Annotated in this window: 16 protein-coding genes; 8 read left to right on the top strand and 8 right to left on the bottom strand. The window is 47.6% G+C overall.

Annotation, left to right across the window (positions count from 1 at the left end; genetic code table 11):
- Window positions 1–111 precede the first annotated feature (111 nt).
- Complete coding sequence (metH, locus tag FTT64_RS12445) at window positions 112–3,801, bottom strand: methionine synthase (protein ID WP_180182438.1); 3,690 nt, start codon at window positions 3,799–3,801, stop codon at window positions 112–114.
- Between the two features lie 481 nt (window positions 3,802–4,282).
- Between metH and FTT64_RS12440 the strand changes: the two genes are divergently transcribed.
- Window positions 4,283–5,902 (top strand): inorganic phosphate transporter, encoded by a 1,620-nt coding sequence (locus FTT64_RS12440; protein WP_168390105.1) that lies wholly within the window; start codon window positions 4,283–4,285, stop codon window positions 5,900–5,902.
- Window positions 5,903–6,225: 323 nt separating this feature from the next.
- Here FTT64_RS12440 and FTT64_RS12435 read toward each other — a convergent pair whose 3' ends face one another.
- The 3 genes from FTT64_RS12435 to FTT64_RS12425 all read right to left on the bottom strand — a co-directional run bounded on the left by FTT64_RS12435 (window position 6,226) and on the right by FTT64_RS12425 (window position 8,837).
- Complete coding sequence (locus FTT64_RS12435; RefSeq protein WP_180182439.1) at window positions 6,226–7,764, bottom strand: hypothetical protein; 1,539 nt, start codon at window positions 7,762–7,764, stop codon at window positions 6,226–6,228.
- A 174-nt stretch (window positions 7,765–7,938) separates the two neighbouring features.
- On the bottom strand, window positions 7,939–8,097 hold the full coding sequence (locus FTT64_RS12430; protein WP_005179424.1) for a hypothetical protein: 159 nt from the start codon (window positions 8,095–8,097) through the stop codon (window positions 7,939–7,941).
- Window positions 8,098–8,219: 122 nt separating this feature from the next.
- Window positions 8,220–8,837: a rhomboid family intramembrane serine protease gene (locus tag FTT64_RS12425; RefSeq protein WP_005179422.1), complete on the bottom strand. Its 618-nt coding sequence runs from the start codon at window positions 8,835–8,837 to the stop codon at window positions 8,220–8,222.
- A gap of 159 nt (window positions 8,838–8,996) precedes the next feature.
- Between FTT64_RS12425 and nfuA the strand changes: the two genes are divergently transcribed.
- Together nfuA and FTT64_RS12415 are read left to right on the top strand one after the other, a co-directional pair.
- The gene (gene nfuA / locus FTT64_RS12420) at window positions 8,997–9,635 is read left to right on the top strand and encodes a Fe-S biogenesis protein NfuA (RefSeq protein ID WP_005179419.1); all 639 of its coding nucleotides are present in this window, start codon (window positions 8,997–8,999) and stop codon (window positions 9,633–9,635) included.
- A 171-nt stretch (window positions 9,636–9,806) separates the two neighbouring features.
- Complete coding sequence (locus tag FTT64_RS12415; RefSeq protein ID WP_168395371.1) at window positions 9,807–11,867, top strand: TonB-dependent receptor domain-containing protein; 2,061 nt, start codon at window positions 9,807–9,809, stop codon at window positions 11,865–11,867.
- A 71-nt stretch (window positions 11,868–11,938) separates the two neighbouring features.
- Here the strand turns inward: FTT64_RS12415 and FTT64_RS12410 are convergent, their stop codons facing one another.
- A complete protein-coding gene (locus FTT64_RS12410) occupies window positions 11,939–12,946 on the bottom strand; it encodes a hypothetical protein (protein WP_180182440.1) in 1,008 nt (335 codons plus the stop codon).
- A 14-nt stretch (window positions 12,947–12,960) separates the two neighbouring features.
- Window positions 12,961–13,983 carry an alpha/beta fold hydrolase gene (locus tag FTT64_RS12405; RefSeq protein WP_180182441.1) on the bottom strand — a complete coding sequence of 341 codons (1,023 nt, stop codon included), beginning with the start codon at window positions 13,981–13,983 and terminating at the stop codon, window positions 12,961–12,963.
- A 309-nt stretch (window positions 13,984–14,292) separates the two neighbouring features.
- On the opposite strand from FTT64_RS12405, the gene FTT64_RS12400 reads away from it, so the two are divergent.
- The gene (locus tag FTT64_RS12400; protein ID WP_034598190.1) at window positions 14,293–14,907 is read left to right on the top strand and encodes a carbonic anhydrase; all 615 of its coding nucleotides are present in this window, start codon (window positions 14,293–14,295) and stop codon (window positions 14,905–14,907) included.
- Between the two features lie 96 nt (window positions 14,908–15,003).
- On the opposite strand, the gene FTT64_RS12395 is transcribed toward FTT64_RS12400, so the two are convergent.
- Window positions 15,004–15,615, bottom strand: a complete 612-nt coding sequence (locus FTT64_RS12395) for an arylesterase (RefSeq protein WP_180182442.1) — start codon at window positions 15,613–15,615, stop codon at window positions 15,004–15,006.
- A gap of 32 nt (window positions 15,616–15,647) precedes the next feature.
- On the opposite strand from FTT64_RS12395, the gene FTT64_RS12390 reads away from it, so the two are divergent.
- Both FTT64_RS12390 and FTT64_RS12385 read left to right on the top strand, forming a co-directional pair.
- On the top strand, window positions 15,648–16,373 hold the full coding sequence (locus FTT64_RS12390; protein ID WP_180182443.1) for an ABC transporter ATP-binding protein: 726 nt from the start codon (window positions 15,648–15,650) through the stop codon (window positions 16,371–16,373).
- 1 nt (window position 16,374) lies between these two features.
- Window positions 16,375–18,858 carry an ABC transporter permease gene (locus FTT64_RS12385; RefSeq protein WP_005179389.1) on the top strand — a complete coding sequence of 828 codons (2,484 nt, stop codon included), beginning with the start codon at window positions 16,375–16,377 and terminating at the stop codon, window positions 18,856–18,858.
- 34 nt (window positions 18,859–18,892) lie between these two features.
- Here FTT64_RS12385 and FTT64_RS12380 read toward each other — a convergent pair whose 3' ends face one another.
- Entirely contained in the window at window positions 18,893–19,711 is an 819-nt protein-coding gene (locus FTT64_RS12380) for a rhomboid family intramembrane serine protease (protein ID WP_104513533.1), read from the bottom strand.
- A 78-nt stretch (window positions 19,712–19,789) separates the two neighbouring features.
- Here FTT64_RS12380 and mtgA point away from each other — a divergent pair, with 78 nt between their 5' ends.
- Complete coding sequence (gene mtgA, locus FTT64_RS12375; RefSeq protein WP_045796058.1) at window positions 19,790–20,464, top strand: monofunctional biosynthetic peptidoglycan transglycosylase; 675 nt, start codon at window positions 19,790–19,792, stop codon at window positions 20,462–20,464.
- 111 nt (window positions 20,465–20,575) lie between these two features.
- Window positions 20,576–22,657, top strand: a complete 2,082-nt coding sequence (gene ppk1, locus FTT64_RS12370; protein ID WP_104487327.1) for a polyphosphate kinase 1 — start codon at window positions 20,576–20,578, stop codon at window positions 22,655–22,657.
- Window positions 22,658–22,735 lie beyond the last annotated feature (78 nt).

The raw sequence follows: 22,735 nt of genomic DNA, 5'->3' as shown, positions 1-22,735 counted from the left end.
TCACGTAATTCATTTAATCACATGACAAAGTCCCCCTTTGAAAAAGGGGGATTTAGGGGGATTTAGGGGGATTTTTAGTTCCCCCTTTAATAAAGAGGACTAGAGAGATTCTTAAGAAATCGAATCATCCAAATTTGGCGCTAACCAACGTTTCGCTTCATCCAGTGTCCAACCTTTACGCTGCGCATAATCTTCAAGCTGGTCGCCTGCGATTTTACCCACGTTAAAGTACTGGCTTTCAGGGTTGGCATAGTAGAAACCACTGACTGATGAAGGTGGCCACATCGCAAAGCTGCTGGTCAGTTGCGTACCAATCTTGTCAGTTGAGCCTAACCAGTCAAATAAAGGCGCTTTTTCAGAGTGCTCTGGGCAAGCAGGGTAGCCCGGTGCAGGACGAATCCCGACATACTTCTCTTTAATCAGCTCTTCATTTGACAGTTGTTCATTGGCCTGATAGCCCCAGAACTCTTTACGGATACGTTCATGCAAATGCTCGGCAAAGGCTTCGGCAAAACGGTCACCTAAAGACTGTACCAGAATGGCATTGTAGTCATCGCCTTTGGCTTTGTACTCATTGGCCATTTCTTCTGCACCAAAGATCGACACGGTAAAGCCACCTAAATAGTCTTCCGCTTCACCTTTTGGCGCGACAAAATCGGCCAGTGACAGGTTCGGTTTGCCAGTGACTTTGTCTGACTGCTGACGAACGTGCTGGAAAGTATGCGTGACATGCGTACCTGTTGCATCATACACTTCGACTGAATCTGCACCGGAACGGTTGGCCGGATACAGGCCAAATACCGCGCGCGCATCAAAGCGTTTATTGTCGATAATATCTTTTAGCATCGCCTGCGCCTGATTGTATAAATCGGTCGCTGCTTCACCCACCACTTCATCGGTCAGGATGGCTGGGAATTTACCGGCCAGACTCCATGAAATAAAGAATGGCGTCCAGTCAAAATATTCAACCAGTGTTTCCAGCGGATAGTTGGTCAGGGTCTGGGTACCAATAAAGTTTGGTTTTACCGGTGTATTGGCTTTAAAGTCAATTTTCAGGCCGTTTTCAATTGATTCTGCATAAGACAGTTTCGCCGCTTTAGGCTGCTTGTTGGCAATCCGCTCACGTACTTTGGCATATTCAGCACGAGTGTCTGCTACAAAGGCTGGTTTCATGTCTTGTGACAGCAGGGTGGTTGCCACACCAACAGCACGTGAAGCATCAGCCACATAAATCACCGCATCATTGGAATATTGTGGATCAATTTTCACAGCCGTATGCGCTTTCGAGGTGGTCGCACCGCCAATCATCAATGGAATATTGAAGCCTTTACGCTGCATTTCTTTGGCCACAAAGACCATTTCATCCAAAGATGGGGTGATCAGACCCGACAGGCCAATAATATCGACTTTTTCATCAATCGCGGTTTGCAGGATTTTCTCTGCCGGTACCATCACGCCTAGGTCAATAATGTCATAGCCGTTACAGCCCAAGACCACACCGACAATATTTTTACCAATATCGTGGACATCGCCTTTTACCGTGGCCATCAGCACTTTACCTTTGGACTCGCCCACAGTTTTTTCTGCTTCGATGTACGGGTTTAACCAGGCCACCGCCTGTTTCATCACACGGGCCGATTTCACTACTTGCGGCAGGAACATTTTACCGGCACCAAACAGATCGCCGACCACGTTCATACCGTCCATGAGTGGACCTTCAATCACATCTAGCGGACGTTTGGCTTTTAAGCGGGCTTCTTCGGTGTCTTCATTAATAAAGGTGGTAATTCCTTTGACCAGCGCATATTCCAGACGTTTTTCCACCGGCTGGTTACGCCATTCCAGGTTTTCTTCTTCTTTTTTAACGCCCGACTGACCGCGATATTTTTCCGCGACTTCCAGCAGTTTTTCCGTAGCATCCTGACCGCTGGTACCCTGATTCTGGTTCAGAATCACGTTCTCAACCACATCTTTCAGTTCCGGGTCAATATCATCATAAATGGCTAGCTGACCAGCGTTTACAATACCCATGGTCAGGCCCTGTTTAATCGCATAGTACAGGAACACGGCATGAATTGCTTCACGCACTGGCTCATTACCACGGAAAGAGAACGACACGTTAGAAATACCGCCAGAAATCATGGCATGTGGCAGATTCTGTTTAATCCAGCCCGTCGCTTCAATGAAATCTACCGCGTAGTTGTTGTGTTCTTCAATACCGGTTGCAACCGCAAACACGTTCGGGTCAAAGATAATATCTTCAGCCGGGAAGCCCACGTCATTGACCAGCACATCATAAGAACGTTTACAGATTTCTTTTTTACGTGCGGCAGTATCGGCCTGACCATTTTCATCAAAGGCCATTACGATCACGGCAGCACCATACTGACGGCATAGACGCGCTTTTTCGACAAACTCGTCATAACCTTCTTTCAGGGAAATCGAGTTGACGACAGCTTTACCTTGTACACATTTCAGACCGGCTTCAATAATTTCCCATTTAGATGAGTCAATCATGATTGGCACACGGGAAATGTCCGGCTCAGAGGCCACCAGATTCAGGAAGTGCACCATCGCGCCCTGTGAATCGAGCATGCCTTCATCCATGTTGATGTCGATGACCTGTGCACCGCTTTCAACCTGTTGACGGGCCACATCCAGCGCTTCGGCAAAGTTTTCTTCACGAATCAGACGCAGGAATTTTTTCGAACCGGTCACGTTGGTCCGCTCACCGACGTTCACGAACAAGGAATCTTTGGTGATGTTAAATGGTTCTAAACCACTTAAACGGCAGGCAGGTTCAATTTCTGGCAGTTGACGCGGTGCAATACCTTCAACGGCTTGTGCAATGGCACGGATATGATCCGGCGTGGTGCCACAGCAACCACCGGTAATATTAATTAGACCGCTTTCGGCAAATTCTTTTAAGAAGGCAGCAGTTTGTTCCGGGGTTTCATCATAACCGCCAAAGGCATTTGGCAAGCCGGCATTCGGGTGTGCAGAAACAAAGACATCGGCCACATCGGATACGGTTTTTACGTGTGGACGCATGGCATCTGCACCTAAGGCACAGTTAAAGCCAATAGAGAGTAAATCACCATGACGCACCGAGTTCCAGAACGCTTCGGCAGTCTGGCCGGTTAAGGTACGGCCTGAGGCATCGGTGATGGTGCCGGAAATCATCAGCGGTAATTCGCGGCCCAGCTGTTTAAAGACTTCTTTTACCGCAAAAATTGCCGCTTTACAGTTCAGGGTATCGAAAACGGTTTCAATCAGCAGAATATCGGCACCGCCTTCAATCAGGGCGTGCGCAGCTTCAATATAGTTTTCTTTGAGTTCATCAAAAGTGATATTACGGAATGCCGGATCATTCACGTTTGGTGAAATTGAACAGGTGCGTGAGGTTGGCCCCAAGACACCCGCCACAAAACGTGGTTTTTCCGGTGTTGAATATTTTTCACAGGCAGCTTTGGCCAGACGCGCAGCTTCACGGTTAATTTCCGGAACCAGCGTTTCCATGTGGTAATCCGCCATGGAAACACGTGTGCCGTTAAAGCTGTTGGTTTCAATAATATCGGCGCCGGCATCTAGGTAGGCTTCATGAATGCCTTGAATAATCTGCGGCTGGGTCAGTACCAGCAGGTCATTGTTGCCTTTCAGGTCATAGGCCCAGTCAGCAAAACGCTCACCACGATAATCGGCTTCTTCCAATTTATGGCGTTGGATCATGGTACCCATGGCACCATCGATAATTAAAATTCTTTTGGCAAGAAGTTCTTTCAGGGTAGCAAGCGTGGACATAAAAAACCCTTGTTTTGATGAATCAGAAATGCGCAATATTTTAGCAGAGTTCGACTGCTTTTTTCCGCAATTGATGGGATGGAACGGAACTTTGTGGCATCTTTGCTGAAAAAGTATACGTTTTCATGGGCTTATTTTGAAAATATACACATCGTTATAAATAAATCATTGTAAGGATTCATAAAATTGTCATATAGCTATGGCAGTATGAGAGAGTCTAAAAATGGGCCGGGTTTTGCTGTACTTGTAATATTTCAGGCTCATGAAAGATGACAGCAGTGACAGAAAACCGGATGAAGATGAGATGGTGGTTTATAAGTTTTTGATTTATTTTAAATATTTTGATTTTTTGTCTATAAAATTATCAGGAAATTGTGGCAAATAAAGTAGAAAAATTACTTTATTTGACCTGCTTTTGTCATATAATTGTCACAATTTAACTGAACAATAAGGGGATTTTGTATCCTCTTTTCCTGCTTGCATGAATTCTAATCAAACTCCCGTAGATTCAGCACACCAGTCGGCTCCGAAAAAGTCGACCAATGTTCATGTGCCAACACCGAAATTCTTTATGCCGGTGTTTCTAACGCTTATTATTTCAACGCTTATTTATATTGGCTTTCAATTATCGGCAGATTTATCGCATGTTCCGGCGCTTAGCCTGTATTCGGTGATTCTGCTGGCCACCGCTTTATTTATTGCGCTGGGCTTTGAATTTGTTAACGGTTTCCATGACACCGCCAACGCGGTGGCTACGGTCATTTATACCAATGCCTTGTCTGCACCAGTTGCGGTAATGTGGGCCGGTTTCTGTAACTTCCTTGGGGTGATGGTCGCCAGTGGTGCCGTAGCCTACGGTATTATTGCCTTACTACCGGTCGAGCTGATCATGAATGTTGGCTCAGGCGCAGGTTTTGCCATGGTCTTTGCCATGCTGATTGCGGCCATTCTCTGGAATTTAGGTACCTGGTTCCTCGGTATTCCGGCTTCAAGTTCGCATACCTTAATTGGTTCCATTCTGGGTGTGGGGATTATGAACTACATCCTCAATGCGGGCGCTGGTGCATCCGGCGTGGATATGGAACAGGTGATGAAAGTCGGTAAGGCTTTGCTGTTCTCGCCATTAATTGGTTTTGCCTTTGCTGCCGTACTGTTCCTGCTGGTGAAAAAGATTTTTAAACGTCAGCTGGAATTGTTCCAGCCGCCTGAAGGTAACAAACCACCACCGCCATTAATCCGTGCCATCCTGATCTTTACCTGTACCGGGGTGAGCTTTGCCCACGGTTCCAATGACGGCCAGAAAGGCATGGGCTTAATCATGCTGATCCTGATTGGGATTGTGCCATTGGCTTATTCCTTGAATAAGGAACTGGACAATCAGCATATCCAGTCTTTCCAGCAATTGTCGACACAAACTGCGTCTGCAATTTATGCCAACCATACCGATATTCCGGATGCGCAGGCCCGTGAAGTGATCACCAAGTACATCCAGACCAAGGAAATTACCCCGGAAGTGGTGCCGGCCTTGGCCAGTTTGACTGATCATTTAGGTGAGCGTGTGGGTCAATACGGCGATTTGAAAAATATTCCGGAAGCAGAAGTGGCAGCATTGCGTAATGATATGTACCTCAGCACCACGTCATTCAAGCGTCTGGATAAAGCGGAAGCTTTACCTGCCATGAGCAAGGAACAGGAACAAGTGGTCGATGATTACCGTGACCATCTCGATTCCTTCCTGCAATATATTCCAACCTGGGTTAAAGTTGCGGTGGCACTGGCACTGGGCTTAGGAACCATGGTCGGCTGGAAGCGTATTGTGGTCACCGTGGGTGAACGGATTGGTAAACAGCACATGACTTATGGTCAGGGTATGTCAGCCGAGCTGGTGGCGATGTCGACCATTGCTGCAGCAGATGGCTTTGGTATGCCGGTATCGACCACGCATGTCTTGAACAGTGCGGTGGCCGGGACCATGGTGGCGAATAAATCTGGCCTGAATTTCCAGATGGTTAAAACCATTCTATCGGCGTGGATTTTCACCTTGCCTGCAACCATCTGTTTATCGGGTGGCCTGTTCTGGTTATTCCTGAAAGTATTCTAAGCCGGTTCATCCGCAATAAAAAACGCTGCCTGGGCAGCGTTTTTTTATATCTGTAGATGAAACAGATGATCCAAATGCTAAGTCGTGACGTCCTTTATTTTTTAGATAGACAGCAAATCTACAATGCATTCTCTCAAGGGGTGAGGGCTGGGGGTAAGGAAATAGCCTAAGCAATATCAAAGCTTCTCTTTCTTTAATGAACCTATCCACTCTTTTATCTTTCAGGTAGACAGCAGGTCTCTAAAAAAATCTCCCTCTCCGTTTTGGATACGTAGCACCGCTACACAAGAGAGAGGGAACGATCGAAGAGAGATTAAAATCTCTTATTTCTTTAACTTGGCCAGTAAGCCTTTAGGCAGCTTCTCGGTAGCAAAACCATATAAGGCTGCAAAAGGCAGGGCAGTACGGGCCAAATATGCGACACGCCATAAACCGCCATGGTTGGCCCCTTCCATCATCAACTCTAAAGGATGGTTCAGAGTCACTTCCGGATTGGCCACGGACTGTGGATTACGCAGGTCATGAATCCAGAGTGCGGCCATAATCGCATTGGTGGTTTCTGGCGCAAAAGCTTCTACATCAAACAGGCTGGCACCATTAAATGCCGCTTTTAATAATGGATTTTTAGTCACCGAATAGGTCGTGGTTGATGGTGCAATATTAATGCTGACGCGTTGTCCCTGATGACGGGCGAGGGTGGCGCGCCATTGCTGAATACGTTTGGCCAGCGCATAGTTCGGTCCTTGTTCCACCACCAGACAGTCGGCAATCCCGTAATCCTGTCCATTGTCTGAATGCACCAGATCATGCAGGTTTTTCTGGAAGAAATGTTGCGCCGTGACCGTTGAAACCCCACGGGTCAGCAGTTGCTGGGCTTTCGAGCGTTGCTGATACTTGTCTTTTGAGGCCTGAATCACATCGGCAGGCACTGCATAGACATCAGTTGGGGTGCACATAAACATCAGGCTGGTCTCGGCTTTTTGCGCGCTGACGGCCTGCATAATTGCATCCATCGCCATGGCCACACGCACGTGTTTTTCACCATCTAAATAGGCAATTGCAGCCAAATCCAGCTGCTGTTCAAACTGGGTTAGCCACTGGGCAATTTCAGGAGTTTGAGTCAGTAAATTGGCGCCAAGCTGCTCTTTTAATAGCTCAGTCGTGCTGTTTTCATCTAGCGCTTCAGTCGCTGGTGCATACAGGGTGGCATTACCCTGTTGCACGGTCTCTAGAATTTTGTTCCAGACCCGGGCATTGGGTAAATCGACCGCGACAATATTGGCTTTCCATTTCGATAGCCAGGTCAGAGGGCCAGCTTCAGAAGCAGCGCCAAACAGCACCATGGTGCGGTCCGATAAATCAAACCATTCCGGATGAGCCACTGCTGCACGTAAAGCTTGAGCATGACTGTGTTCGATAATCCCGCCATCTTCCCAGCGCTGGATTTGCTCAAGCAGTGCCTGACCTTGCAGTTTCTGTCCCTGATACGGCACATACCACTCTGGTGCTGCCGTGCTTTGGCCCTGGATTTTAACTGTGTGCAAAGGCTGGGCATCGAGGCTCATCACATCTTTCAGCAGATGTTTTTGACCATGTCGATAAAACTCGAAACTGCCATGTGCTTTATTCAGGCCCTGTTCAGCAATTTGAATCGGGTTCTGGCAGGTCTGAATGCCGTATTCGACCAGCGCCTTAAAATATTTGGGATACTGTTTGCGCCAGTTTTTTTCAGACAGGGTTTGCTGGGACAGTTGCGGTGCAACACCGGCCAGTGCCTCGGCAATAATCGCACGTCCTGTGCGTGAAGTACTGGGTTTCTGGTTTTCGAAATGTGGAAATTGTAGGCCGTCTAATGTGGACATGCAAAAACTCGCAGCTTGAAAGCAAATTAATATACAGATGTATACATTATCTATGCCAAATTGTGAGATGGGGTGGCATTAACTACCAAAATTGTATGAATTATCCAATGAAATTGCAGTTTATGAGGACGCAGTAAAAAGCCTCCATTCTGGAGGCTAAATGGAAAAATGGGCTTAGCAGCGGCCTTTTTTGGCCTGACCTGGTGGGCAGAAATCTCCTGGATGGCCATAAATACGTGAGTCAGGATCAATCACCAAACGGCCTTCTGGGGTATGGACGGCACAGGCACTCAAGCTCAGTAAACAGCCAGCAATCAGAAATAACTTTTTCATCTCTCATCTTCCATCTTCGTTATTATTCGAGTTATTTTAGACGCCAACCGCTGCGGCATACTGTGTTAATTTGTAGTTATGCGTTGTCAAAATATACCGCAGGCGCTTCAGATTGCTCAAATTTAGAACGGAAGCTGGCTAAGTTTATTCAGGAAATGTGGAATTAAACGCGGCTCAATCATGATGGTGATAATCACCCCATAGGCTGCTCCCCACAAATGCGCGCTGTGGTTAATATTGGAATTGCCACGTTTACCCGACCAGATGCTATAGGCCACATACAGCACCGCAAAAATAATAGCCGGAACCGGAATAAAGAACACGAAAATCAGTTTCCACGGTTCAAACAGAATATAGGCAAACAGTACTGCAGACACCGCACCGGAAGCGCCTAGACTGGCCCAGCGATGATCATTTTTGTGTTTCAGATAACTCGGTAAAATTGCGGCAATCAGACCGCCTAAATAAAACAGTACAAAGCCCAGATCATACAGATACTGACGGTAAAAGCTTTCAATAATGCTGCCGAAGAAAAACAGGGTAATCATGTTAAACAGCAAGTGGGTACCATCGGCATGGACAAAACCGTGGGTAATGAAGCGGTCATATTGACCACGTTCCAACGCCGGTGGCCAGAAAATCAGCCGGTTCATGACTTTTTCTTTGGAAAAAGCAATAAAGGAGATAATCGCTGTAATCACAATCAGCGTAACAGTATGATTAAACGGTAAATCTAACATAAACAGATGTTCTTCTTTTCGGGTTTCCTGATCATAATGCCATTAAAAAACAAATGAAACAGAACTTTCATAGGATAATTCCGAGAATTTTAGTTGAATTTTTTTAATTCCCCCGCATCTTCAGTTAAAATGGCAACTTCAGCATGAGGAAATATTGTTATGTCGACTGAGAACCACAGCACTGCAGTTGCAGAAGAGATTCCAAACTTATTGATCACCCCAAATGCTCAAGAGTATTTAAAAGATTTATTGGCAAAGCAAAATACACCGGGGATTGGTGTGCGTGTTTTTGTTGAGAATCCTGGAACGCCGCGTGCTGAGTGTTGTATGGCTTATAGTGCGCCAGAAGAAGTCGTACCAACAGATTATAAGCAGGATTATCCGGATTTTCCGGCCTATATCGACACCCCGTCTATTCCATATTTACTGGATGCGGTTATTGATTACAACAAAGACCGTTTTGGTGGTCAGCTGACCTTCCGTGCGCCTAACTCGAAAGTGCCACGCGTGGGTCCGGATGCCTCAATCGAAGAGCGTATTACTTACGTGTTACAGTCTGAAATTAACCCGGGCCTTGCCGGTCACGGCGGTAACTGTGCCTTGGTGGAAGTGGTTGAAGATCCGGAACACGGTTTAACCGCGATCCTGAAATTCGGTGGCGGTTGTCAGGGCTGTTCAGCGATTGATGTCACGCTGAAACAGGGTGTGGAAACCACATTAAAACAGCATGTGCCTGAATTAATGCGTGTGGTAGACCAGACTGACCACAGCCAGGCCGAAGGTGCTTATTTTAAATAATAAATAAGTTTCACTTCAGCAAATGAGCCTCCCATCGTGGAGGCTTTTTACTGTCTTAAATAAATATAATAATGATAATAATTATCAGTATTAATTGAATTATCAGTCAAGATTGTTACAATGCGCAACGAAATACACAGAATTTCTCCTTAATTAAATTGGGATAACCTGATGAATAAAACTCTGAACCAGTCAGCATTATCTTTTGCGGTCCTTGCCGTGATGAGCAGCCTTGCTCAAGCAAATCCAGACAATAGCACTGCAGATGCGACCCAGTTAAATACCATTGTGGTAACCGCTACCGGCTATGAACAGGACCTGTCCAAGGCGCCGGCGTCCATTACCGTGATTGATCGGGAAGAGCTGGAAAAGCGTGAATATAATGATATTACAGATGTACTTAGACATACTCCCGGCGTGGTGGTGTCCGGTTCTGGCTCGGCACAAACCATCAGCATTCGCGGTATGAGCTCGAATTACACCTTGTTTCTGGTCGATGGCAAACGTCAATACGGCCGTGATGTCAATCCAAATGGCGATGATGCCGGTTTTGAGAAAAATATTTTGCCGCCGGTCTCCGCGATTGAGCGAATTGAAATTATTCGTGGGCCGGCCTCAACACTGTATGGAACAGATGCGATGGGCGGGGTGGTGAATATTATTACCAAGAAAGTCAGTGACCGCTGGTCGGGCAGTGTCGAACTGGGCAGTGTCATTCAGGATCAGGGCAATGCCGGTGATATTCAAAATGGCTCGGTCTATCTGGCGGGTCCATTACTAGAGAACAAGCTTGGTTTACAGCTGTCGCTGAATAAGCAAAAACGTGAAGAAGATGCCTATGTTGGCGGTTTTCGCGGGACTGAACGGGAAAGCCTGAACAGCCGCTTGAGTTATATACTCAATGACAATCATGATCTGCAACTGGAAGCCAATTTTGTCCAGCAGGAATCGGAAACCACGGTGGGTAAAACGGTTGCACCGGCCAACAATGCCGCCGATTCCAGTTCACGTAATTATCGTCATGTTTATGCCTTAACCCATCATGGCCGTTATAGCGATCAGCTTGATAGTACCACCTATCTGCAGTATGAAAATTCTAAAAACCCCGATCGTGGTAATACCCAGTTGGGCACCAAAGGCATTGAACTGGATACCTGGACCTTTAATAACCAGTGGAACTGGTTGCTGGGCAATCATACACTGTCTTTTGGTGCGCATTATAAAGATGAGAAACTCACCGATAAGGCCACCAACCGTAATCCGAATGCGCCGGAGTTTAGTGAATTAACCCGCTGGTCGGCCGCGGCTTTTCTGGAAGATACCTGGCATTTGAGTGACCGTTTCGATTTAACCGCCGGGCTGCGCTATGACCATGACGAAAACTACAGTGGTCATGTTTCGCCGCGCTTATATGGCGTGTATAGCCTGAATGACCAATGGACCGTGAAAGGTGGGGTGTCAACCGGTTATAAACAGCCGGATATTCGTGCTGCCACGGAAGGCTTTTATAGCGTCACCGGCGGTGGTGGTTCACCGTTAGCCACCGGACGCGGCATTATTCGCGCCAATCCGGACCTAGACCCGGAATCGAGTCTGTCTTCAGAGCTGGGCGTGAACTGGCAAAATGACAGGGTCAAGGCGTCCTTAACCGCTTATGTCACTCAGTATAAAGACCGGATTACCGAAGTGCGTGCCTGCGAAACCGATACCGATGGCAGCTCGACCAACCGGGATAACTGGCAGGAGTGGAAATGTTTTGAAGGCGATACACCGTTTTATTTCATCAGTGAACGGATTAATGTCGATGAAGCCGAGTTAAAAGGTGTGGAAGCGACTCTGGAAGCCAGCCTGAGTGATTACACCACGCTCATGGCCAACTATACCTTTACCGATTCCGAATTTAAGACAGGTGAGTTCAAAGGCCAGCCTGTAAACCAGATGCCGGAGCATATGCTGAATATTACGGTCGATCATGAAATTAATGATGCCTTGAATATCTGGTCACGCCTGCATTATCGTTCAGAAACATCTGCCTATTTAAGCCGGACTTCTGTTGCCCAGCCAAATCCGGGTTATGAGTTTTTAGATGTGGGTCTGAACTATAAATTTACCCCAAATATCAGTGGTAAATTTGGCGTGTATAACCTGCTGGATGAAAAAGCTGAAGACCGTGATGGTGATCAGCTTTTAGATGGCCGCCGTTATGGCATTAGCCTGATGGCCAAGTTCTAATCATCAACGGCTAAACATTACGTTTCAATGATCAAGCAAGAAAAAGCCGCAATTGCGGCTTTTTTTGAGGCTTAGGTACGGGTGTTCAGAATTTTCTGTGCCGGCTCGGAATAATAAAACTTTTCTAGATAGAGCCGCGCACGTTCCCGTAAATACTGCTGCGACAGTATCTGCTGAATCACGGGGTTTAACAGCTGCTGTAATTCTTGCTGAATCAGGGCTTCATCAATATTCAGATCACGCAATAACAGGTCAAAAGTGCGTTCCTGATTACGGACATACCAGGCGTGTACCCCATCATGTAGCTGCTGTTTTAAATAATCACTCTGGCGCATAAAGTCCCAGATTTCATGACCCAGCGCCACAGTCTGTGGCAGATCCTGTACTTCAATATAGTTTTTTAAGACCGACAAAGGCAGGTCTTTAATCTTGTGCCAGATATTGGCCTGCAGATGATAGAGCTTGTCATCATCAAAATGCTGGTTCAGGACCGATTCACTCATCAGGCTAAGCTTTAAGATATTCTTTTGCAAATAGGCGCTGACTGCACTGTCTAAACTGGAATCGGTCACTGTTTCCAGTACCGATTTACCCATTTTCATAAAACGCGATACACCAGGCACGCTTTTGGCAATCAGTGAATTGTCCAGATAATCCTGAATCGAGTGCTGGATTAACTGGCTGATCATTGCAGAAAAGGCCGGATTGCTTACTACGGTTTTAATCAGACGCTGACGATGACCACTTTTGCTGGCCACATACTGGGCAATTTTATCAATGGTCAGTACCGGAATGACATCGGCAATTTTGGCGCTGTCATTCACCGGATGCACTAGGGCAAAGCGGATGTGTTCTGCAATCTGTTCAATCAGAAAGGCGCTGGCCGGCGTGTCTAGAATCTGTTTTTGCAGCAGGGCATTCAGCTGTTCGCAGCTCCAGAGATCTTTCAGATGCTGCTTGCGGAACCAGTGATAAAAATGCAGAAATTCCTGCTGTACGGTTTCAGGCTGAGAAAACTCATGTGCTAAAAAGTCAAGATGAGCTTCAATCAACTGCTCAAGCATCGGGTTTTGCTGCATACAATCTCTGGAACTTAGTTTAAAGGAATCAGTTTATCAGCTAGCGGGTTTTTTAGGTTCTGTGTTTTGGCCAGGAAGGGTAAATAATGTTGTACCACCTGCTGTTCGGCTTCCAGCATTGGCACATGACCGACATTATTTAAAATGACCGGCGTTTCCGCGCGTTTAAACAGACCCTGTAATTCTTTGGCGACTTCAACATTAATAATTTTATCGTGCTTGCCCCAGAGAATCAGGGTCGGTGCTTCAATATTGCGGGTGAGGCGGGCAAAGCTGTCCGGGGTATAAATCCGGTTTAGGGTTACCATCTGATCAATAAATTTTAAGGATTGACTGGCCCGTGAAATTAACAGTTTTTCCTGGGCAGATTTAAACTGCTCTGGCACTTTCGGCGGGTTTTGCATCAGCTGATGCGCAATATGGTCTAAATCGCCCGGCGCGGTGACCACCAGATTTTTCAGTAACAGCGGGTCTTTGGTATAAGGCGTATTGGAGTGTTTGTAAATACCGGCACTGTTCAGCAGGAACAGGCTTTGGGTATCAAACGGATATTGGGCCGCATAGACCGTTGCCACAGAGCCACCCAGAGAATGCCCGGCAATATTCAGCTTGTCGGCAATATTCAAGGTTTCTACCAGCTGACGCAATTGCGCGCTCATGCTCGGTACAGACAGGTCAAAATTGCCCGAACTCTGGGTTTCACCGGTATTGGGTAAATCGGGGATAATCACATGATAGGACGGGGTGAGAAATTTGGCCACCCGGTTCCAGTTGTCGCGGTGTCCGGCAAAGCCATGTAACAGCAAAATGGTTGGCCGATTAACATCGCCGCCTTCATTATAGCGCCAGGTAATATTGCCAATTTTCAAGCTTTTCGAGACCAGACCCGCCGCCTGGCGTTCAGTCTGATAATAATGCTGCACCACCTGCTGTTCAGGCGAGAGTTTGGCGGCAGAGCTGAGCAGAGGCGCAGACAGTGCCAGTGCCAGGACTACCAGTCGTGGCCAAGACAAAAATCGCGAAGAATCCTGCTTCATTGACGATATCCCCAAGAATATTTTTTAAATAGGCGTCGGCTTGGCTTGTTTGAATTGTGTAAATTTTCGCCTTAAGTCGAATTGAAAATGCTGTTTCTGGTTATTGTAAGGGCTTTGCAGAAAATGTCACCTAGCTGTTTTTTGATCGGGTTGGTGTGCTGCTTTTGAAGTGTGATGTAAATCGCAATTACTTTAGGAAAATTTGAAAAAATTTATCTTATAAAAATTGATCAGCTATTTTTTTTGCAAGTGACTTTGCCCCGGCAGAGGATTAAAATGCTGAAAATTCAAAAACTGGTGGTAACAAGAATGCTCACAGCTCAAGAGGCTTTAGAACGTCTTAAACAAGGAAACCAACGTTTTGTTTCGGGCAATACCAATCATCCGAAACAACTAACCCACCATCAACGTGCAGAGATGGCCGAAGACCAGAATCCTTTTGCGATTGTGCTCGGTTGTTCTGATTCACGTGTACCTGCAGAAATGGTTTTTGATCAGGGACTCGGCGATCTGTTCGTGATTCGTGTGGCAGGGAATATTGTTGCGCCATCTCAGGTCGGCAGTGTTGAATTTGCGGCAGAGCGTTATGACTGCGCCGTGGTTGTGGTTTTGGGCCATAGTCACTGTGGCGCGATTCAGGCCACCATTGATACCTTGATGTGCCCGGACTGTCCACCATCTGCCAATCTGATGTCAATTGTGAACCGTGTTCGCCCGTCCGTAGAAACGCTGATGCAGACTGAACTGAAAAATGATTTGGCCAAGCTGTCGAAACATGCGGTTCGTTCCAATGTGTTTGCCTCAGTCAATCAGCTACGTCATGGTTCAGCAGTGTTAGAAAACCTGATTGAACAGGGGCAGCTGAAAGTCGTAGGTGCAGAATATTCATTAGAAACCGGTGAAGTAACTTTCTTTGATTTTTAATTGATTCTAAAAATAATCAAAAAGCGGGCATTGATGTCCCGCTTTTTTTATGGCTGAAATCCGGATCTTGAAAACCATCTCAGCGTTGAATCGGCTTTATTTTAATGCTGCCTGAATGAAGGGATAGGCATTTTTCAGCAAAATGGGCTGGGCTGCAGCCGACGGATGGATCAGATCTTTTTGCATCAGGGTATTTTTACCGGCGACACCGTCTAGGAAGAAGGGCAGTAATTTGACCTGATAACGCTGGCTCACCACTTTGTAGTTATTTTCAAACGCCTTGCTGTAGGCGCTGCCATAATTGGGTGGCATTTTCATGCCAAATACAATCACCTTGGCTTTGGCCTGTTGACTGTGCTGAATTAGCCGCGCCAGATTATTTTGAATCAGCTGCGGTGGCTGACCACGCAAGCCATCATTACCGCCCAGTTCAATTACCACCACATGCGGCTTATGCGTTTGCAGTAATTTGGGCAAACGTGCCAGCGCGCCGCTGGTGGTTTCGCCACTCACACTTGCATTGACCACTTTATGCTGTTTCGGATACTGTTGCTCTAAACGTTTTTGTAACAGATGGACCCAGCCTTGTTGTGGTTGCAAACCGTAACCGGCACTTAAGCTGTCACCCAGAATCATGATGGTTTTGGCAGACACCAGCATGGGCATGAAGGCAAGCCCCGCCACAGCGAAATAAGCAAAACAACTCATTTTGAAATTGCGAATGTGCATTTAAGGATACTATGACTCAATTCACTACAGATACCGCCATCATGCCACAAAGCATTATTTCTGCCCAACAATTGACACAAAAGATACAACTTGCACAAAAAACACTGATGATTTTTGAAAATTTAAATCTGGAGATCCGGGCGGGGGAGCAGGTGGCGATTACTGGTCGTTCCGGTTCAGGCAAATCGACCTTATTGGGGATTCTGGCGACCTTGGATCAGGCCAGTGCCGGGCAGTTAACGGTCTGTGGTGAATCAATTCAGGAGCTGAATGAAGAACAGCGTGCGCTGGTGCGGCTGAAATATATTGGTTTCGTATTCCAGTCGTTCCAGTTATTGCCGCATTTAACCGCACTGGAAAATGTCATGCTGCCGCTACGCTTGCAACCGAATTTTAAATTTGCCGAGGCCGAACACAAGGCGCGTAATCTACTGAAAAAAGTCGGACTGGAACGGCAGGCAGAGCAGACCCCGAAAGTCCTGTCGGGTGGTGAGCAGCAACGGGTGGCGATTGCCCGGGCTTTAATCAGTGAGCCTAAAATCATTTTTGCCGATGAACCGACCGGGAATTTAGACGGCGAAACCGCCAAAGAAATTGAACAGCTGTTATTTCAACTGAACCGTGAACTGGGGACCACCTTGGTGCTGGTGACGCATGATCCGAAACTGGCGCAGCAATGTCAGCGTCATTTTGAACTCAGTCAGGGACAATTGCTGGAACACCCGGCAGGAGGATGAGATGAACCCGTTATTTCGTCCTTTACTGACCCAGAGTTTTAAAAGTACCGGTGTTTATCTGTTACTGATTGCGCTAATTCTGGCAATTAGTGCCACAACCGCGCTGAAATTCAGCAATGAGCAGATTCAAAATGCGGTGGCTTTGCAGGCGGCAGAAATGCTGGCCGGTGATCTGGTGCTGTCTGACAATAAACCGATTGCACCGCGCTGGGAAGCGGCGGCCGATGAGTTAGCGCTAAAGCAGTCGCATGTTACGGTGTTTAGCTCGATGGCGCACACTGGCGATGAATTTGTGATGGTGAATGTCAAAGCCATTGATCAGGCCTTTCCGTTACGCGGCGAACTACGGGTTGCACCGCAGCCTGCTGCTGCCATTCAACCGGGCGAGGTCTGGGTCAGCCAGCGCGCGATGGAGCTGCTGAAAATTCAGGTGGGCGATACCTTAAATATTGCCGATGGTGCCTTTCAGGTCACGGCCAGCATCGAGCATGATTCCAATCAGGAACTGGGCTTTAGCGGTTTTTCACCGACGGTGATCATTGCCCAGCAAGATGTGGCGCGTACCAATGCCATTCAGGTCGGCAGCCGGATTAATTACCGCTTGCTGATGGCTGGTACACCCCAGCATACCCGCCAGTTCGAGCAGGATTTTAAACAGTATCAGGAGAGCTTGCCTAAGACTCAGGAAGTCGATGGGCAGAATATTAGCGAACCAGATGGGCTGCGCCTACGCAATGCCAGTGAAGGCAATACCCGCTTGATGCGTCCAATTGCCAATCTGGATACCTTTTTACAGCTGGCCAATATTCTCACCATTTTACTGTGCGGCATTGCCATTGCCCTAACCAGCCAGCGCTATGTACAGCAGAATCAGGATCATATTGCTTTAATGCGTTGCATTGGCGCGACCAAGAAGCAGATTCTGGGCGCTTATCTGACCTTGTTGGCGGTGGTGCTGTTACTGGCGATGCTGCTCGGTAGTGCGGTCGGCATTACGCTAGGCTATGGGCTGTTGCAATTGATGTTACAGCTGATTCCGCATTTGCAATTGCAGTTTTCCGCTGTCGAGATGCTGCTGGGGCCACTCCCGATTGCCATGCTGACCAGTGCCGTGGTACTGCTGGGCTTTATTTTGCCAAGTCTGTGGCAGCTGCTCAATACCCCACCAATCCGGGTGATTCGCCAGCAGGAAAAATCGGTTCAGTCGATGTTGTGGATGCTGCTGACCGGCACACTCAGCCTGATGCTGTTTAGTGTGGTGCTGACTGAAAATATCGTACTAACGCTATGGGTCATGGGCGCCATCATCCTGCTGTGCAGCGTACTCTATGCTGTAGTCTGGAGCTTCCTGAAACTGATCCGCAATTTAAAAAGCGGCATCTCGGCCTATGTGCGCACGCCGTATCAGACTGCATTTCAGATTACCGCACTGGCGCTGGGCCTTAGCCTGATTACCGTGCTGGCAGTATTACGTACCGATCTGCTGGATCGCTGGCAGCAGCAATTGCCGGAAGGTACGCCAAACCAGTTTGTCTATGGTTTACCACCGTTTGATATGCCAGAGTTTCAGGCGCAACTTGAACAGCAGGGCTGGCACAGTACGCCGCTGTACCCAAATGTGCGCGGGCGGCTGGTAGCGAAAAATGATCAGCCCTTTGCAGAAGCGCTAATCCAGCACAATAATTCGCTCCGACGTGAACTGAACCTGACCCAGGCCGAACGCTTTCCGGCCGATAACCTAATTGTGGCCGGACAGGAACAGTTTAGTCAGGTCGGGCAGGTTTCGGTTGAAGCCAATACTGCGCAAGAACTGGGCATTGAGATTGGCGATACGCTGACCTTTAGTTTGCCAGAAGGCTTGTTGCAGGCCAAAGTCATTAATCTGCGCAGCGTGGAATGGGAAAGCTTTAGTCCGAATTTCTTCTTTATTTTTTCACCGCAAACCATGGATGAAAATGCCGGCAGCTATCTGGGCAGTTTCTATGTGCCGGAGCAGGACCGGCCGGCACTGGTGCAGCTGATCCAGCAGTTTTCCAATACCGTATTTATTGATGTCAGTCTGATTCTGGAAGAGATTAAACGGATTGTGAATGTGTTGGTACAGATTATTACCATTCTGGCAGTGTTGGTGGCGGTCTCCGGGATTCTGGTGCTGATTGCCTGTTTAAACCTGCTGATGGATGAGCGGAAACGTGAGGTGGCCTTGCTGCGTTCTTTTGGTAGTTCCAAGCAGAAATTAAAACGGATGATGAGTCTGGAAATTGGCCTGATTGGCGGGATTGCCGGAGTGGTGGCCTGTCTGTTTGCCGAGGTGATTAGTGCGATTGCCAGTTACCGGATGGAACTGGCAATTCAGCCACACTGGGAAATCTGGCTAATCTTGCCGGTTGTAATGACTTTATTGTGTGCTTTAATTGGCCGTTATCGGCTTAGTTATTTATCGGATATTCCGCCTTTGCAAAGTCTGCGAGAGATGAATCAATAAGTTTCATCTCTGCATTAAAATGGTGGGGTATGCGTTACAGCTGCAATTGCTGGCGCATCATCTGTAGAATTTCCTGCCACAGCGGGGCAAGCATCTGTACCTGTTGCAGACAGTACTGATAAAACAGCCAGCTGATGATGGCGGCGCCGGTCAGCGCCAGCAGTGAAAACAGCGCTGACTTGTGCAGCTTCTGGCCGATGTACCAAAGTGCTGCCAAGGCTGCACCCATCACCATGCCGCCAATATGTGCGGCATTGTTAATTCCGCTAATCATAAAGCCCATAAACAGGTTCAGGCCCATCACCAGTAACAGGGTTTTCTTATCCAGCAGAAAACGCTGTTTCGGCAGGCGTGGCAATAATGATAAAACCGTCAGGGAAGCACCCAAACCCATCACCGCACCGGATGCACCAGCGCTCACACTTGGCAGTAAATCCGGGCTGGTCAGGCCATGCGCGAGAATCTGTAAGGAATCCTGAATCTGTAAATAGCCACTGAGCAGGCTGCCCATCAGTCCGGCCAGTACATACAGGCCTAAAAAATACGGCCGGCCAAAAAGCTGTTCGGCCACGCTGCCAAAAATATACAGGGCCCACATATTCAGCATCAGGTGAATCATGCCAAAATGGAAAAACATGCTGCTGAACAGACGCTGCGGCTGTTCGAGAAAGGTCAGGGGAGCATAGTCGGCGCCCCAGAGAATCGCATCTCGGGTGCTGGGCTGGCTGGCATCGACACCGGTCAGGATTTGCCAGGCAAATACACCAATATTGAGGGCAATCAACAGGGCCGTCAGCCACCATAAATGCGTTTCGGGTTTACGGTGAATCAGCGGCGGTGAATATTCAGACATGCTATTTTTATACAATGATGATTTATTTCGTTATAAGCTTAACACGAAAAATTCACGCCTCAGGAGCCCCAAGCTGACATGAAAGCTTTTATTGTCCGTACCTTATTAATTCTTGTCAGTCTGTTTTTATTGATCCAGTTGTGGATTTTCTCGAGTCTGGCCTGGTGGCGAACCCAGCCGGTACAAAGTACCATGATGATGCGCCTGGACTACTGGTCAGATACTTCCCAGCCTATCCGGCATGAATGGCGTGACTATGACCAGATCAGTGAATATCTGAAAAAAGCCGTGGTCGCTGCCGAAGATGGCAAGTTTATGCAGCATCATGGCTTTGACTGGGAAGGTATTCAGCATGCACTAGAACGTAATAAAGATCAGGGTCAGGTGGTGGCTGGCGGTTCGACCATTTCCCAGCAGCTGGCGAAAAACCTGTTTTTATTTAACCAGCGTTCGTTTTTGCGTAAAGGTCAGGAAGCGATTGCCACTTGGATGATGGAACGCATGTGGAGCAAGCAGCGGATTCTGGAAGTGTATTTAAACTCGGTAGAGTTTGGCGACAACATTTACGGCATTGAAGCCGCGACCCAGCATTATTTTGGCAAGTCTTCACGCAGCCTCAGCCGTGAAGAAGCGATTTTTCTGGCTGCGATTTTGCCGAATCCAAAATATTATCAGGACAACCGTTCCGGCCGTGGTCTGGAACCACGTAAACGCATGATCCGTAAATACATGCGTTACAGCGAGATTCCTTGAGTTGTAAAATTGAAAAAAAGCCCACAGCAGTGGGCTTTTTTTATGAAATTGTCACAAAATTGAAGCATACTTATGAATAGTGAATACTTGAGAAAAAGTCATAGGGTGCATATGAATACGGCAGCGAGCGCGACCCCTGCGCAAATAGACTATACCTATAATGATCGATACATCAATCGTGAGCTTTCTATCCTCGATTTCCATTTGCGCGTGCTGGAGCAGGCAGTCGATCCTTTGCATCCGTTGCTGGAACGTATGAACTTTTTACTCATCTTTTCACGTAACTTAGATGAGTTTTTTGAAATTCGTGTTGCAGGTGTCATGGAGCAGCTGGATCTGGGTAATGAAAGCCGTAGCCCGGATGGCTTGACTCCAAAACAGGTACTGGAGCAGATTTCCCAAACTGCCCACGCTGCCATTGAGCGCCAATACCGTATTTTAAACCAGGAAATTCTGCCTAAACTGCGTGAAGAAGATATCTGTTTCTTGCGCCGTGGTGAACTAACGCCAGCCCAATCGGCCTGGGTGAAAAAATATTTTCAGGAACAGGTGGCACCGGTTTTAACGCCAATCAGCCTGGACCCGGCTCATCCATTCCCGCGTCTGGTCAATAAAAGCCTGAACTTTATTGTAACGCTGGAAGGGAAAGACGCTTTCGGTCGTCAGATTGACTTGGCCGTGGTGCCAGCACCGCGCTCTTTACCACGTGTGGTGCGTTTACCAGATGAATTGACCGGTGGTAAAGAACATCACGTGATGCTGTCTGCGATTATTCATGAGCATGTATCGGACCTGTTCCCGGGCATGACTGCGACTGGCTGTTATCAGTTCCGTGTCACCCGTAATGCTGACTTGGCCTTAAACGAAGATGTCGAAGATCTGGCCAAAGCGCTGAAAGGCGAGCTGAACTCCCGCCGTTTTGGCCGCGCGGTGCGTCTGGAAGTGACCCAGAACTGTCCGCAACCGATTTATGAATATCTACTAAATGAGTTCGATCTGCATGAAGACCAGCTCTATAAAGTGGATGGTCCAGTGAATCTGGCGCGTTTATTGTCTAACTTTAAACGTCCGCATTTACGTTATGACTCACATACGCCAGTGATTCCGAAAGTGTTGAAAAAGTCCGAGAATATTTTCTCGGCCATGCAAAAGCAGGATATCTTGCTGCATCATCCGTTTGAATCCTTTGCCCCGGTGATTAACCTGCTGCGTGAAGCGGCGCGTGACCCGCAGGTACTGGCAATTAAACAGACCCTGTACCGTAGTGGTGCCGATTCTGAAATCGTACAAGTCTTAGCGGAAGCGGCGCGTAATGGTAAAGAAGTGACCGCGGTCATTGAGCTGCGTGCGCGTTTTGATGAAGAATCCAATATTGCCGTGGCCAACGTGCTGCAAGAAGCCGGCGCGGTGGTGGTCTATGGCATTGTCGGTTATAAAACCCATGCCAAAATGATTCTGGTGGTACGCCGTGAAAATAACAAGCTGGTGCGTTATGTGCATTTGGGTACCGGTAACTATCATGCCGGTAATGCGCGGATTTATACCGACTACGGCTTGCTGACCACAGACAAGGAACTCTGTGAAGATGTACACCGCATTTTCCAGGAACTGACCGGCATGGGTAAAATGGCCAAGCTGAAAAAGCTGCTGCATGCGCCGTTTACCCTGCATACCCAGCTGATCAACTTTATTGATGATGAAATTGCCAATGCCAAAGCTGGCAAACCAGCGCAAATTATTGTGAAGGTGAATGCCTTAACCGAAATGCAGCTGATCAATAAACTGTATGAAGCTTCCCAGGCTGGCGTGCAGATTGACCTGATTATCCGTTCGATTTGCTGCCTGCGTCCGGGCTTGCCGGGGCTGTCGGAAAATATCCGGGTACGTTCCATTGTCGGCCGATTCCTGGAACATACCCGCGTGTATTACTTCAGCAATAATGGTGATGCACGTATTTACTGTTCAAGTGCTGACTGGATGGACCGTAACCTGTTTAACCGGGTGGAAGCCTGCTTCCCGATTGAAGATCCGGCACTGAAAAAACGCATTTATCAGCAAGGTCTGCAAATTTATCTGCAAGATAACCAGCAGGCGTGGCTACTCCAGGGGGATGGCACCTGGGTTCGTGCACAGGCCGCAGAAGGTGAGCCGGCTTCCAATGCACAGCGCACCCTGATCGAGATGATTCAGTAAGCGAAGCAAGCCTGATATTTAAAGAATGTCAGGCTTTTATCCGCTAAAAAAATAAGGAGCTGATGCTCCTTATTTTTA

It is taken from the genome of Acinetobacter sp. Q186-3 (assembly GCF_013420655.1).
Classification (GTDB): Bacteria; Pseudomonadota; Gammaproteobacteria; order Pseudomonadales; family Moraxellaceae; genus Acinetobacter; species Acinetobacter indicus.
The sequence above is the reverse complement of the archived record's forward strand: the minus strand, read 5'-3'. Positions and strand labels throughout refer to the sequence as shown.

What these genes read in the sequence shown, in the direction of transcription:
- metH (WP_180182438.1), bottom strand. Translation starts at nt 3,801, where the DNA reads ATGTCCACGCTTGCTACCCTGAAAGAACTTCTTGCCAAAAGAATTTTA.
- FTT64_RS12440 (WP_168390105.1), top strand. Translation starts at nt 4,283, where the DNA reads ATGAATTCTAATCAAACTCCCGTAGATTCAGCACACCAGTCGGCTCCG.
- FTT64_RS12435 (WP_180182439.1), bottom strand. Translation starts at nt 7,764, where the DNA reads ATGTCCACATTAGACGGCCTACAATTTCCACATTTCGAAAACCAGAAA.
- FTT64_RS12430 (WP_005179424.1), bottom strand. Translation starts at nt 8,097, where the DNA reads ATGAAAAAGTTATTTCTGATTGCTGGCTGTTTACTGAGCTTGAGTGCC.
- FTT64_RS12425 (WP_005179422.1), bottom strand. Translation starts at nt 8,837, where the DNA reads ATGTTAGATTTACCGTTTAATCATACTGTTACGCTGATTGTGATTACA.
- nfuA (WP_005179419.1), top strand. Translation starts at nt 8,997, where the DNA reads ATGTCGACTGAGAACCACAGCACTGCAGTTGCAGAAGAGATTCCAAAC.
- FTT64_RS12415 (WP_168395371.1), top strand. Translation starts at nt 9,807, where the DNA reads ATGAATAAAACTCTGAACCAGTCAGCATTATCTTTTGCGGTCCTTGCC.
- FTT64_RS12410 (WP_180182440.1), bottom strand. Translation starts at nt 12,946, where the DNA reads ATGCAGCAAAACCCGATGCTTGAGCAGTTGATTGAAGCTCATCTTGAC.
- FTT64_RS12405 (WP_180182441.1), bottom strand. Translation starts at nt 13,983, where the DNA reads ATGAAGCAGGATTCTTCGCGATTTTTGTCTTGGCCACGACTGGTAGTC.
- FTT64_RS12400 (WP_034598190.1), top strand. Translation starts at nt 14,293, where the DNA reads ATGCTCACAGCTCAAGAGGCTTTAGAACGTCTTAAACAAGGAAACCAA.
- FTT64_RS12395 (WP_180182442.1), bottom strand. Translation starts at nt 15,615, where the DNA reads ATGAGTTGTTTTGCTTATTTCGCTGTGGCGGGGCTTGCCTTCATGCCC.
- FTT64_RS12390 (WP_180182443.1), top strand. Translation starts at nt 15,648, where the DNA reads ATGACTCAATTCACTACAGATACCGCCATCATGCCACAAAGCATTATT.
- FTT64_RS12385 (WP_005179389.1), top strand. Translation starts at nt 16,375, where the DNA reads ATGAACCCGTTATTTCGTCCTTTACTGACCCAGAGTTTTAAAAGTACC.
- FTT64_RS12380 (WP_104513533.1), bottom strand. Translation starts at nt 19,711, where the DNA reads ATGTCTGAATATTCACCGCCGCTGATTCACCGTAAACCCGAAACGCAT.
- mtgA (WP_045796058.1), top strand. Translation starts at nt 19,790, where the DNA reads ATGAAAGCTTTTATTGTCCGTACCTTATTAATTCTTGTCAGTCTGTTT.
- ppk1 (WP_104487327.1), top strand. Translation starts at nt 20,576, where the DNA reads ATGAATACGGCAGCGAGCGCGACCCCTGCGCAAATAGACTATACCTAT.